Below are 12,457 nucleotides of genomic sequence, written 5' to 3'. Positions count from 1 at the left end.
CGGCTGCCTGAGCTGGTGCATCAGGAGATCTGGGCGTGGCTGACCGTGCACTACGCACTCAGCGTCCTCATCGCCCGAGCCGCTGAAGCCGCGGACCTCGACCCCGACCGGATCAGCTACACCCGGGCCCTGCGCATCGCCCGCCGTACCGCTACCGGCACGGCGGGTTTCCCCCCCTCAGACCTGGGCTGACGCACTCCCGGCCATCATGGCCGACATCACCCGCAAACCTCTCCCACCGCGCCGGGACCGCAGCTGCCCTCGCGCGGTGAAACGCTTACGGCACAACGCTTACCGTGTCAAGAAACGCACCGAACCGGCAAGCACACGCCACCCCAGCCCACCCACGATCGTGCTGCACAGCCTCACCCACACAGCAAGATCGACTTAAGCTACGTGGCATTGCGTTCTAACCGGCCGGAACACTCACGAAACGTGCCCCGCCACCTGGGCGCGCAGGGTGCGGGCAGCGGCCGTGGGGTCCTCCGCGTGGGTGAGGGCGCGGACGACGACGATCCGCGACGCGCCGGCGTCAAGGACCTCGGGCAGGCGTTCCAGGTCGATGCCGCCAATCGCGAACCAAGGCCGTGACGTGCCGAGCGCGGCCGTCGCGCGGACGAGGTCGAGGCCGGGCGCGGGGCGGCCGGGCTTGGTCGGTGTCGGCCAGCAGGGGCCGGTGCAGAAGTAGTCCGTGCCCTCCTCGTCGGCGGCCGCGGTGGCCTGCTCGACGGAGTGCGTCGACCGGCCGATGACGACGTCGTCGCCCAGGATCCGGCGTGCGAGCGACACGGGGATGTCGTCCTGGCCCAGGTGCAGGACGTCCGCGTCGACGGCGAGCGCGACGTCGGCGCGGTCGTTCACCGACAGCAACGCGCCATGCCGCGCGCACGCTTCGGCGAGCACCTCCAGCGCCGCCAGCTCCTGCTTCGCCTCGATGGTCTTGTCCCGGAGCTGGATGACGTCGACGCCGCCGGACAGGGCCGCGTCGACGAACTCCGCGAGGTCGCCGCGGTCGGTCCGCGCGTCCGTGCACAGGTAGAGCCGCGCGTCGGCGAGGCGTTTGCGGATCAGGTCACCACTGAGCCCAGGCATGGCGGCGAGGGTACCCGCGCGCTACGGTGGGGTGGTCCGCACGGGAGCCCGAGCACGGGCTGAGAGGGAGCCGACAGCGCTCCGACCGTGGAACCTGATCCGGATCATGCCGGCGCAGGGAGCGTGATCTCATGAGTGAACTCGCAGTGGTCGGCGGCGGTGTCATCGGCCTGTCCGTGGCCTGGCGCGCGGCCGGGCGCGGGCACAGCGTCACCGTCTATGACCCCACGCCGGGCCGCGGCGCGTCCTGGCTGGCCGGCGGCATGCTGGCGCCCGTCACCGAGGCATGGCCGGGCGAGGAAGACGTCCTCAGCCTGGGCGAGGAGTCCCTGCGCCGTTGGCCGGCGTTCGCCCGAGAGCTGGCCGAGGAGGGCTTCGACCCGGGGTTGTCCGAGAAGGGCACGCTCGTCGTCGGACTCGATCGCGCAGACGTCGAGCACCTCGAAATCCTCGCCGGGTACCTGACCTCGCTCGGCCGCGAGGTCGAAGTCCTGACCGGACGGGAAGCCCGCCGCCTCGAACCGGGCGTCGGCGGGTCCGTCCGAAGTGGACTTTCCGTGCCCGGAGACCTCGCCGTGGACAACCGGAAACTCCTTGTCTCCCTTCGTAAAGCGGCGGAACAACGCGGCGTTCAGTTCGTCACCGAGACCATTGTCGACGTCGAATCCGTCGACGCGGACGTCGTGGTCATCGCAGCCGGAGCGTGGAGCGGACGGCTGCACCCGGCGTTGGCCGGGGGAGTGCGTCCGCTCAAGGGCGAGATCCTGCGCCTGCGTCCGCGCCGCGGCTGTCTGCCACCGCCGGAACGGACCGTGCGCGCGGTCGTCGAGGGCCGCCCGATCTACCTCGTGCCCAGGGCGGACGGCGAGCTCGTGCTCGGCGCGACGCAGTACGAGGCCGGTTTCGACGAGACCGTCGCCGCTAGGGGCGTCCGTGAGCTGCTTGAAGGCGCCGAGCGCGTCTTCCCCAGCATCGCCGAGTACGAACTCGTCGAGATGGCCGCCGGGCTGCGTGCCGCCAGCGTCGACAACCTCCCGTTCATCGGGGACCTTGGCGACGGCGTCCTCGCCGCTACCGGACACCATCGCAACGGGCTGTTGCTCGCACCCGTCACGGCCGACGCGATCGTCGCGCTGCTGGCCGGGTCCGAGCTACCCCCGCACGCCGAGGCGGCTCACCCGCGCCGCCTTCCGAGCCTGAAGAGTACGGAGCGAGTCTGATGCAAGTGCAGGTCAACGGCGAATGGCGGGACTTCCCCGACGAGTCCACAGTGGCCGAGTTGATGGCGGCGATCGAGGCGCCCGAGCGCGGCGTGGCCGTCGCGCTCGACGGCGAAGTCGTCCGGCGCGGTGAGTGGAGCGAGGTCGTCGTGCCCAAGGGCGCCCGGCTCGACGTCCTCACGGCGGTGCAGGGTGGCTGACGTCTCACTAGGTGGCGACCAGCTCGTCATCGGCGAGTACAAGCTCGACTCGCGGCTGATCATCGGCACCGGCGGCGCCGCCAACCTCGCCGTGCTCGAACGTGCGCTGGTCGCGTCCGGCACCGAACTGACGACCGTCGCGATGCGCCGCGCCGACTCCGACGGCGGCTCCGGTGTGCTGGAGTTGCTGCGCCGCCTCGGCATCCGGCTGCTGCCGAACACGGCAGGCTGCCGCTCGGCCGCCGAGGCCGTCCTGACAGCGCGTCTGGCCCGCGAAGCGCTGGAAACCGACCTCATCAAGCTCGAGGTCCACGCCGACGACCGCACCCTGCTGCCGGATCCGTTCGAGACCCTCGACGCGGCAGAACAGCTGGTCGCGGACGGATTCACGGTGTTCGCCTACACCAACGACGACCCGGTACTGGCTCTTCGGCTCGAAGAAGCCGGCTGTGCGGCGGTGATGCCGCTCGGCGCGCCCATCGGCACCGGGCTCGGCATCCGGAACCCGCACAACATCGAGCTGATCGTGTCGCGGGCGGGGGTCCCGGTGATCCTCGACGCCGGGATCGGCACGGCGTCGGACGCCACGCTCGCGATGGAGCTCGGCTGTGACGCGGTGCTGCTGTCGACGGCCGTCACCCGGGCGAAGGACCCCGAACGGATGGCGTCCGCGATGCGCGCCGCTGTACTCGCCGGCCGCCTCGCCCGTGGTGCAGGCCGGGTACCTCAGCGCTTTTGGTCACAAGCTTCGAGTCCGCCGCGCTAACAACACCAGTCTTTACCTGGATCCACGTGTTTCGCACGTATCGTTGACGGCACTTTCCCGGGTGCGTCAGCAGCCGGGCCACGCTAAGGAGCTTGCGGTGATCACGTCGTCGACACAGGACGTTTCGGGCAGGCTGTTCCTTGCCATCGGCAGGCTCTCCCGCTCACTGCGGCAGGCGGGCAGCCCCGGGCCAGGGCACGGCGCCATCTCGGCGCTGGCCACGCTGGTCAACCACGGGCAACTGCGCCTCGGCGACCTCGCGGCGAAGGAGGGCGTGGCCGCCGCGACGATGTCCCGCATCATCGCGTCGCTGGTCGAGACGGGATACGTCCGGCGCGAGTCCGACCCGGTCGACCGCCGTGCCTGGCTCGCCACGGCCACCGAGGAGGGCGTGCGGCTGATCTCGGGCGTCCGCTCGACGCGGGTCCAGGAGCTCAACAACCGCCTCGACAGGCTGTCCGAGGAACACCGCGAGGCCCTCAAGGTGGCTCTCCCTGCCCTCGAAGCCCTCTTGATCGACGAAGACTAGAACTCCTCCGGAGCCAGCCGCCAGAACGCCGAGACCGGGCCGACTTTGGCGCCCATCGGGTACGCGTGCTCGACGGCGTTCTGAACGAACCACTTGGCGTAGCGAGCGGCCTCGACGACGGACATCCCCTTCGCCAGGCCCGCCGTGAGCGCGGACGCCATGGTATCGCCGGCTCCGTGGGTGTGCGGCGTCGGATAGCGCGGGCCGGGTAGCTCGACGAACCTCGAGCCGTCGAACAGGACGTCGACGCATTCCGGGTCCTCGGTCAGGTGCCCGGCTTTGACCAGTACGTATTTCGGACCGAGGCGCTGCAGAACGGCGGCGGCCTGGTGCATCTGCTCGCGGGTGGTCACAGTCATCCCGGTGAGCAGCCGGACCTCGTCGAGGTTCGGCGTGAGCACCGTCGCCCTCGGCAGCAGTTCGTGGCGCACCGCGGCCAAGCCGGCGTCGTCGAACAACGGCTGTCCGCTCATCGACGCGGCGACCGGGTCGACGACGAACGGTACGCGCAGATCGCGGCCGATGTCCGCTTCGTCGCAGGCTTTCGCGACGGCGTGGATGATCTCCGCGGACGCGAGCATCCCCGTTTTCGCCGCGCCCACGCCCATGTCCTGCGAGACAGCTTTGATCTGCCCGGCAACGATGTGCGGCGGGATGTCGGCCCGGTCGTGCACCCCCAGCGTGTTCTGCACGGTGACCGCGGTGACCGCCACGAGCCCGTGAACCCCGCAGGTCAGGAACGTGCGGAGGTCTGCCTGAAGTCCCGCCGCACCGCCGGAATCGGAGCCGGCGATGGTCAATGCTGTGACAGGGGGCGAAGTTTTCGTCATGTAATAAGTCTCGTTCCCGACTTCTGGTCTAGTCCATTCGGCCATTCCCTCTTCACGTGGCGGCAATCCTGTTGGCACAGTGTTAGCCGGACGACACTCCCGGTCGGTGAAGGGAACATGATGAGATTCTCCTCGGTAGCGCTGGTGGTTGGCGCGCTGGTAGCGGGATCGCTGGTCACCAGCGCCACAGCAGGCGCGGATCCGGCGAAGCTTTCCGGGGCGACGACGGTCGGGGTGCACAACACCTACGACCCCGCCGCCTACCCGTACCTCGCTCAGGCGCTCGACGCGGGCTCCGCGCTGATCGAACTCGATGTCTGGCCGGACTTCATCACGCACGAGTGGAAGGTCAGCCACAGCAACCCGCTGGGCAACCAGAACAACTGCGTGGCGGCGAACACCGTGGCCGACCTCTACACCGGTGGCCAGAACAAGAACCTGGAGAACTGCCTCGACGACATCCGGATCTGGCAGAACGCGCACCCCGACAAGGGCCCGCTGACGATCAAGCTCGAGATGAAGACCGGCTTCTCCGCCAACACCGGCATGGGCCCGGCGCTGCTGGACGCGTCCTTCAACGCACACCTCGGCGGCCACATCTACAAGCCGATCGACCTGCTCGGGAACTACCCCACGCTCGACGCCGCGTCGAAGGCGGACAACTGGGCTACGCGCGACTCGCTCAAAGGCAAGTCGATCGTCGAGATCATCCCCGGCACGGTCGAGGAGCAGAACCCGACGGACACTTACCACACAGACGTCGAGTACGCGGACTACCTGATCGGCCTGAAGAACTCAGGCCAGCTCGCCAACGCGAACATCTTCCCGACCGTGCACAACGCGGCCCCCGGCGACCCGCGGTCGAGGTTCACCTCGACGCAGCAGCCGTGGTTCGTCGTGTTCGACGGGGATGCCAACGCGTGGGTCACCCAGACCGGCCCGTGGTGGTTCGACTCGAACCACTACTACCTGGTCATGACGGACGGCGAGAACGTCGCGCCGGCCATCGACGCCCACACCCCGACGGTCGACCAGGCCACCCAGCGCGTGACCGACCTCGCGAAGCAGCACGCTTCCGTGATCACCGCGGACTGGACGGGCCTGACCACCGTCCTGCCGCTGGTCCTCCCGCGCGGCTGACTTCCGACTAGGGCTCGTGAGTGTTCCGGCCGGGTTAGAACCGGTCGGAACACTCACGTGCGGCTACACGGCCGGCGGACCAGTCACACCACGGTGAGGACGAGTTTGCCGGCGAGGCGGCCGGTCTCGCCGAGTTCGTGTGCCTTGCCGACTTCTTCGAGCGGGAACGTCTGCTCGACGTGGACCCGCAGGTGACCGGCGTCGACGAGCGCGGTCAGCCCGAGTAGCCCGACCTGGTCCGGCTCGACGAGCTGCGGCGCGGTCCGCACGCCCAGTTCGTCCGCCTTCGCGCCAACAGACTCCGCGACCCCGCCCGGGACGCCGATCAGCAGGCCGCCCTTGCGGATTCCGGTCAGCCAGCGCAGGTCGCTCTGCTCGCCGACCAGCCCGTACACGAGATCGAGATCGGTCGCGGTCGCGTTCTTGTCGTGGTAGTCGATCGGCTCGTCGACGCCGAGGGACCGCAGGAAGTCGTGCTTCGGCGCGCTCGCCGTCCCCAGTACATACGCGCCGCGCGCCTTGGCGATCTGCACCGCCAGGTGCCCGACCCCGCCGGCCGCCGCGTCGACCAGAACACGTTGTCCCGCTTGGACATTCGCGACGTCGACCAGCCCCTGCCACGCCGTCAGCCCGGCCAGCGGCAGGCCCGCGGCCTCGACGTGCGACAGCCCGGACGGCTTGCGCACGAACTGGCGCGACGGCGCGGTGACGTACTCGGCGTACGCCCCGGCCTGGCGGGGAAACCAAGGCATGCCAAGGACTTCATCGCCGACCTCGAACCCGGTGGCACCGAACCCGACCTCCTCGACGACGCCGGACACGTCCCAGCCGAGGATGAACGGTGGCGCGCCGAGGAAGACCTCCTGGACGCGCGACTTCCAGTCGACGGGGTTGATCCCGGCCGCATGGACCCGCACGAGCACCTCGGTCGCGCCGGGCGACGGGAGCTCTGTCTCGACCACCCGCAGCACCTCCGGGCCGCCGAATTCATCCTGGGTCACCGCACGCATTTCTCGCTCCTTGATCGTTCCGAATGTCTGGAACCATCGTGGGGCAGCTGGTACCTTTTCGAAAGAAGGCACTTCTTTGTAGGGTAGGTACCTGATGGAAACTAGCTTTGAGCAGCCAGAATCGCCCTGGGACGTCTATCTGCGCAGTTGTCCCTGCCGTGAGGTGCTCGACCTGGTCGCCAACAAGTGGACCGCGCTGGTCCTCGGCGCGCTCGGCAGGCGACCCCATCGCTTCGGCGAACTGCGTCGCGCGGTCGACGGCATCAGCCAGAAGATGCTGACCCAGAACCTGCGTAGTCTCGAACGCGACGGCCTCGTCACGCGCACTGTGTACCCGACGACTCCGCCGACCGTCGAGTACGCGCACACCGAGCTGGGCACCGAGATCACCGTCTACCTCGACGCGATCAGCACCTGGACCGTGGGCAACTTCGACCGCATCCGCGTCGCCCGCGAGGCCTACGACACTCGCGTCCTCACCCCCGTCACCTAACGCGCCACGCGAGTCCCACGTGCCATGCTTGTGGACGCTAAGCATCGCAACTCGCCGTCGAGTTGCGTCTTTCGGTCATGGTGTGGTCGGCCGGGGACCGATCTTGCCGTCAAGCGGCGCGGATCGCTTCGCGGACGGCAGTGGCGAACGTGGGACTCGCGCGTTTGAACGTGGGACTCGCGCAGCGTGTCGCGAGTCCCACACTCAGGCGGCCGAGTCCCACACTCGCGACCCGTGAGTTCCGCGTTCAGCTCTCCTTGAGGCGCCAGAAGGGTGAGACCGGGCCGACGCCGGCGCCGAGAGCGTAACCCTCGGCGACACAGCGTTCGATGAACTCCTTTCCCTGGGCGACGGCGTCGGGGACTGTCGCGCCCTTCGCCAGGGCCGCGGTGATGGCCGAGGCCATCGTGTCGCCGCCGCCGTGGGTGTTCTCGGTGTCGTACCGGTGCCCGGAGAGCTCGACGAACTCGCGGCCGTCCGAGAGCAGGTCGACGCAGTGCGGGTCGTCATACATGTGTCCGCCCTTGACCAGCACCCACGTCGACCCGAACTCCAACAGCGCCCGCGCCGCCGCGTACTGGCTTTCCTTGTCCGACACCGAAACTCCGGTCAGCAGCTTGACCTCGTCGAGGTTCGGGGTGATCAACGTCGCCCGCGGGAACAACTCTGTGCGGATTGCCTCCAGCGCCTCTTCGCGCAGCAGCGCGTGTCCGGTCATCGACGCGGCGACCGGGTCGACGACGAACGGAACGCCGGTGTCGCGTCCGATGTGGACCTCGTCGAGCGTCTTCGCGACCGTGCGGATGATCTCCGCGGTCGCCAGCATGCCCGTTTTCGCGGCGTTGACGCCCATGTCCTGGGCGACGGCCTTGATCTGCGCCGCGACGACTTCTGCCGGGATTTCGGTGAAACCCTGGACGCCCAGAGAGTTCTGCACGGTGACGGCGGTCAGCGAGACCAGGCCGTGCACGCCGCACGCGAAGAACGTGCGGAGGTCGGCCTGAATGCCCGCACCACCGCCGGAGTCGGATCCGGCGATGGTGAGGGCGGTGCGCGGGGTTTCCGTCACGGACTGACCACCGGCAGGTAGACCTTGTTGCCGTGGTCGGCGAACTCGGCCGACTTCTCGGCCATGCCCGCGTCGATTGCTTCCACAGTGGACAGTCCGTGTTCGTCGGCGTACTTGCGGACGTCCTGGGTGATCCGCATCGAGCAGAACTTCGGCCCGCACATCGAGCAGAAGTGCGCGGTCTTCGCGGCCTCCGCGGGCAGCGTCTCGTCGTGATAGGACCGCGCGGTGTCCGGGTCGAGCGCCAGGTTGAACTGGTCTTCCCAGCGGAATTCGAAGCGGGCCTTGGACAGTTCGTCGTCCCACTCCTGCGCGTGCGGATGCCCCTTGGCGAGGTCGGCGCTGTGCGCGGCGATCTTGTAGGTGATCACGCCGGTCTTTACGTCGTCCCGGTTCGGCAGGCCGAGGTGCTCCTTCGGGGTGACGTAGCAGAGCATCGCCGTGCCGGCCCAGCCGATCTGCGCCGCGCCGATCGCGGAGGTGATGTGGTCGTACGCCGGCGCGATGTCCGTCGCGAGTGGACCGAGGGTGTAGAACGGCGCCTCGTCACAGAGTTCTTCCTGCAGGCGGACGTTCTCCATGATCTTGTGCATCGGCACGTGTCCAGGACCTTCGATCATCACCTGCACGTCGTGGGCGCGGGCGATGTGCGTCAGCTCGCCGAGGGTTTCCAGCTCCGCGAACTGCGCGCGGTCGTTCGCGTCGGCGATCGACCCCGGACGCAGGCCGTCGCCGAGGGAGAACGTGACGTCGTAGGCCTTCAGAATCTCGCACAGCTCGGCGAAGTTCGTGTACAGGAAGGATTCCTGGTGATGCGCGAGGCACCACGCGGCCATGATCGCGCCACCGCGCGACACGATCCCGGTGACGCGCCTGGCCGTCAGCGGGATGAACCGCAGCAGCACGCCGGCGTGCACGGTCATGTAGTCGACACCCTGCTCGCACTGCTCGATGATGGTGTCGCGGTAGATCTCCCAGGTGAGCTTTTCCGGCTCCCCGTTGACCTTCTCCAGCGCCTGGTAGATCGGCACCGTGCCGACCGGGACGGGCGAGTTTCGGATGATCCACTCGCGCGTCTCGTGGATCCGTTTGCCGGTCGAGAGGTCCATGATCGTGTCGGCACCCCAGCGGGTGGCCCACACCATCTTGTCGACCTCTTCCTCCACAGAGGACCAGACAGCCGAGTTCCCCATGTTCGCGTTGATCTTCACCAGGAACTTCTTGCCGATGATCATCGGCTCGCTCTCCGGGTGCTTGCGGTTCACCGGGATCACCGCGCGACCGCGCGCCACCTCGGACCGGACGAGCTCCGGATCGACCCGCTCCCGCGTCGCGATGTACTCCATCTCGCGGGTGATCACCCCGGCTTTCGCCCAGGCCAGTTGGGTTTTGTGCTCGCGGCCGTCCGCCCAGCCTGCCCGCAGCCGGTGCAGTCCATTGTGGACGTCGATGGTGGTGTCCGGGTCGGTGTACGGACCCGACGTGTCGTAGACGTCGAAATGGTCGCCGTTGGACAGCGACACGCGCCTGGCCGGTACCCGGAGCCCGGATTCCGTCTGGTTGTAGACCTTGCCTGACCCGGTGATCGGACCGGTGGTGACCTTCGGCTGGATTTCTGACGTCGTCAAAAGAAAGCACTCCCTACGCCGGCATTACCCGGTCAGGTTCATGCGGTCGGTGGCGCCGGATCCCGCAGCTGGGACCAGCCACCCTCTCAGCCCGCCATAGCGCGAGCTCCCGCGGTGTCTGTTCGGTTGTCCCCCGACCATGCCACGACTGCGCCCAGTACTCAACCCCGCGCCGCCCACGTCACCCCGCTCCGGTGGGCGAATTACCGGATCGGACCATGCGAAGGCGGGAGTTTTCAGTCAGAATCTTCAGGCGCTCCCGCAGCGAAGCGGGGCGGCACTCTCTGGGGGTCGACATGCGTAGGACGATGTTCGCGGCGTTCGCCGGACTACTGGTCGCGGGGCTCGTGCCCGCGGTGGCCGCGGCCGCGCCGCCCGGCGGAGAAGCGCCCGGCGCCCCCGGGGCGCACCCGAGTTGGCTCCCGGCGGACAAGACCGGTTTCGGCACCGCGCGGGCCAAGGCCAGCAATGTTTGGTTCACCCTGCAGGGTGGGCGAATGTCCGAGGTCTACTACCCGGACCTGTCGACGCCGAGCATCCGTTCGCTCGACTTCGTCGTCACCGACGGCCGCACGTTCGCGACGGTCGACTCGTCGGCCCACGCCCAGCAGGTCCGCCGGACCAGCGACGACGGGCTCACCTACGAGCAGACGATCACCGACGACCAGCACCGCTGGCGGATAGACAAGACCTATGTCACCGACCCGGCCCGCGCGACCGTGCTGGTCGACGTCGAGTTCACTTCGCTGACCGGGCATCCGTACCGCGTCTACGCCACCGCGGACCCGGACCTCACCAACGACGGCAGCGACGACTCGGCGCGCACCGACGGCAACGCACTCCTTGCCCACGACGCGAAAACCGCGGCCGCCGTCACGGCATCACCCGCGTTCACGCACACCAGCGTCGGCTACGCCGGGGCGTCGGACGGCCCGACGCAGCTCGCGAAGACGTTCAAACTTGTCGACTACGGCACGGCTACCAAGGGCAACGTCGTCCTCACTGGACAGACCACAGTGGACGGTGTTCGCGCACGGCACGTCGAGGTCGCCATCGGCCTTGACGCACAAGAGAACGCGGCACTCGGCGCCGCGCGCGCTTCGCAGCGCCGGTCGTTCGACGACGTCGAGCGTGCGTACGACGCGGGTTGGCGTGGCTACCTGCACGGCGTGAGCGGGGCGCCGTCGTCACTGAAGTCCGCGGACGAACGCAGTCTGTACAAGGCTTCCGTGCTGACGCTCGCGGCGAGCGAGGACAAGCTCCACCCGGGCGCGTTCATCGCTTCGCCGAGCATGCCTTGGCGTTTCGGGAACAACGACCCGCAGTTTTCGCCTTCGGGCACGTATCACCTGGTGTGGCCGCGAGACCTCTACCAGATCGCGACGGGCCTGCTGGCCGCCGGTGACAAGCCGGCCGCGGAACGGGCGCTGGTCTTCATGTTCGGCACGCAGCAGCTGACCGACGGCCACCTGCCGCAGAACTCCGCGGTCGACGGCAAGCCGTACTGGACGTCCGTTCAGCTCGACGAGACCGCGTTCCCGATCATCCTCGCCCAGCAACTCGGCCGCACGGACCAGAAGACCTGGCAGGGCGTGCGTAAGGCAGCGGAGTTCCTGTTGGCGTACAAGGGAGACAACGGCCAGCCCTCGCCGTACACGCAGCAGGAGCGCTGGGAGGAGCAGGACGGCTGGTCGCCGTCGACCATCGCGTCGGTGATCGCCGGGCTCGTCTGCGCTGCCGACCTCGCCCAGCACAACGGCGCCGCAGCCGACGCAGCCCGGTACCTCGCGGCGGCCGATTCCTTCCGCGCCGGGCTTGCGCGCGAGACGATCACCACGAACGGCCCGCTGTCGAAGTCCCCGTACTTCGTGCGGCTGACCAAGGACGGCAACGCCGACGCCGGCACGCGGTACAACCTCGGCAACTCGAGCGTCACCATGGACCAGCGCGCGGTCACCGACGCCGGGTTCCTCGAGCTGGTGCGGCTCGGCGTCTACCGCGCCGACGACCCGGTGATCCTCAACAGCATCAAGGTCACCGACGCGCAGATCGGGTACACCACGCCCAACGGCCAGTTCTGGCACCGGTACACGGACGATGGCTACGGCGAACAGGCCGACGGCTCACCGTGGGACTTCACGTTCCCCGCCGAGAGCCGGACGACGTTCGGACGGCTGTGGCCGCTGCTGGCCGGCGAACGCGGCGAGTACGACCTTGCCGACGGCAACCGCGCGTCGGCCGCCCAACGCCTGCACGACCTCGCCCGCGTCAGCAGTTCGAGTGACACCATGCCCGAACAGGTGTGGGACGAGAACGCGCCCTCGGGACAGCCGGGCTTCCCGACCGGCACGCCCACGGCGTCGGCGACCCCGCTGGCCTGGACGCACGCGCAGTTCGTGCGACTGGCCTGGGCCGTCCGCGCCGGCACCGTGCTCGAGCAACCCGCCGTCGTCCGCTGCCACTTTTTGGGGTGTTGACTG

The 12,457-nt window shown here is 68.6% G+C and carries 12 protein-coding genes, 1 pseudogene and 2 riboswitches; of the genes and pseudogenes, 8 read left to right on the top strand and 5 right to left on the bottom strand.

Annotation, left to right across the window (positions count from 1 at the left end; all coding sequences use genetic code 11):
* A pseudogene (locus JWQ81_RS02305) lies at window positions 1-192 on the top strand (IS4 family transposase); the annotation flags it as partial.
* A 234-nt stretch (window positions 193-426) separates the two neighbouring features.
* Here JWQ81_RS02305 and thiE read toward each other — a convergent pair.
* Complete coding sequence (gene thiE / locus JWQ81_RS02300) at window positions 427-1,092, bottom strand: thiamine phosphate synthase (protein ID WP_297537070.1); 666 nt, start codon at window positions 1,090-1,092, stop codon at window positions 427-429.
* A gap of 30 nt (window positions 1,093-1,122) precedes the next feature.
* A riboswitch (TPP riboswitch) is annotated at window positions 1,123-1,230 on the top strand.
* Here thiE and thiO point away from each other — a divergent pair.
* From thiO to JWQ81_RS02280, 4 genes are all read left to right on the top strand, one after another.
* Entirely contained in the window at window positions 1,224-2,312 is a 1,089-nt protein-coding gene (gene thiO / locus JWQ81_RS02295; protein ID WP_297537069.1) for a glycine oxidase ThiO, read from the top strand. It overlaps the preceding riboswitch by 7 nt.
* On the top strand, window positions 2,312-2,512 hold the full coding sequence (gene thiS / locus JWQ81_RS02290) for a sulfur carrier protein ThiS (protein WP_297537068.1): 201 nt from the start codon (window positions 2,312-2,314) through the stop codon (window positions 2,510-2,512). Before thiO ends, thiS begins: the two co-directional genes overlap by 1 nt.
* A complete protein-coding gene (locus tag JWQ81_RS02285; protein WP_297537067.1) occupies window positions 2,505-3,278 on the top strand; it encodes a thiazole synthase in 774 nt (257 codons plus the stop codon). Before thiS ends, JWQ81_RS02285 begins: the two co-directional genes overlap by 8 nt.
* Before the next feature lie 97 nt (window positions 3,279-3,375).
* Window positions 3,376-3,807 (top strand): MarR family transcriptional regulator, encoded by a 432-nt coding sequence (locus JWQ81_RS02280; RefSeq protein ID WP_297537066.1) that lies wholly within the window; start codon window positions 3,376-3,378, stop codon window positions 3,805-3,807.
* Here JWQ81_RS02280 and thiD (JWQ81_RS02275) read toward each other — a convergent pair.
* A complete protein-coding gene (thiD, locus tag JWQ81_RS02275) occupies window positions 3,804-4,637 on the bottom strand; it encodes a bifunctional hydroxymethylpyrimidine kinase/phosphomethylpyrimidine kinase (RefSeq protein ID WP_297537065.1) in 834 nt (277 codons plus the stop codon). The genes JWQ81_RS02280 and thiD (JWQ81_RS02275) overlap by 4 nt on opposite strands.
* A 117-nt stretch (window positions 4,638-4,754) precedes the next feature.
* Between thiD (JWQ81_RS02275) and JWQ81_RS02270 the strand changes: the two genes are divergently transcribed.
* Complete coding sequence (locus JWQ81_RS02270; RefSeq protein WP_297537064.1) at window positions 4,755-5,777, top strand: phosphatidylinositol-specific phospholipase C domain-containing protein; 1,023 nt, start codon at window positions 4,755-4,757, stop codon at window positions 5,775-5,777.
* A gap of 83 nt (window positions 5,778-5,860) precedes the next feature.
* Here JWQ81_RS02270 and JWQ81_RS02265 read toward each other — a convergent pair whose 3' ends face one another.
* Complete coding sequence (locus JWQ81_RS02265) at window positions 5,861-6,787, bottom strand: NADP-dependent oxidoreductase (RefSeq protein WP_297537063.1); 927 nt, start codon at window positions 6,785-6,787, stop codon at window positions 5,861-5,863.
* 94 nt (window positions 6,788-6,881) lie between these two features.
* Between JWQ81_RS02265 and JWQ81_RS02260 the strand changes: the two genes are divergently transcribed.
* Window positions 6,882-7,280 (top strand): helix-turn-helix domain-containing protein, encoded by a 399-nt coding sequence (locus tag JWQ81_RS02260; RefSeq protein WP_297537062.1) that lies wholly within the window; start codon window positions 6,882-6,884, stop codon window positions 7,278-7,280.
* A gap of 247 nt (window positions 7,281-7,527) precedes the next feature.
* Here JWQ81_RS02260 and thiD (JWQ81_RS02255) read toward each other — a convergent pair whose 3' ends face one another.
* Window positions 7,528-8,349 carry a bifunctional hydroxymethylpyrimidine kinase/phosphomethylpyrimidine kinase gene (gene thiD, locus JWQ81_RS02255; RefSeq protein WP_297537061.1) on the bottom strand — a complete coding sequence of 274 codons (822 nt, stop codon included), beginning with the start codon at window positions 8,347-8,349 and terminating at the stop codon, window positions 7,528-7,530.
* Window positions 8,346-9,977 (bottom strand): phosphomethylpyrimidine synthase ThiC, encoded by a 1,632-nt coding sequence (thiC, locus tag JWQ81_RS02250; protein WP_297537060.1) that lies wholly within the window; start codon window positions 9,975-9,977, stop codon window positions 8,346-8,348. The genes thiD (JWQ81_RS02255) and thiC overlap by 4 nt, the downstream gene beginning before the upstream one ends.
* Window positions 9,972-10,100, bottom strand: a riboswitch (TPP riboswitch). Its footprint overlaps the gene before it by 6 nt.
* A gap of 173 nt (window positions 10,101-10,273) precedes the next feature.
* Between thiC and JWQ81_RS02245 the strand changes: the two genes are divergently transcribed.
* Window positions 10,274-12,454: a glycoside hydrolase family 15 protein gene (locus JWQ81_RS02245; RefSeq protein WP_297537059.1), complete on the top strand. Its 2,181-nt coding sequence runs from the start codon at window positions 10,274-10,276 to the stop codon at window positions 12,452-12,454.
* Window positions 12,455-12,457 lie beyond the last annotated feature (3 nt).

Origin of the sequence: Amycolatopsis sp. (genome assembly GCF_025464955.1) — a bacterium.
In the GTDB taxonomy this organism is placed as follows: Bacteria; Actinomycetota; Actinomycetes; order Mycobacteriales; family Pseudonocardiaceae; genus Amycolatopsis.
The sequence above is the reverse complement of the archived record's forward strand: the minus strand, read 5'-3'. Positions and strand labels throughout refer to the sequence as shown.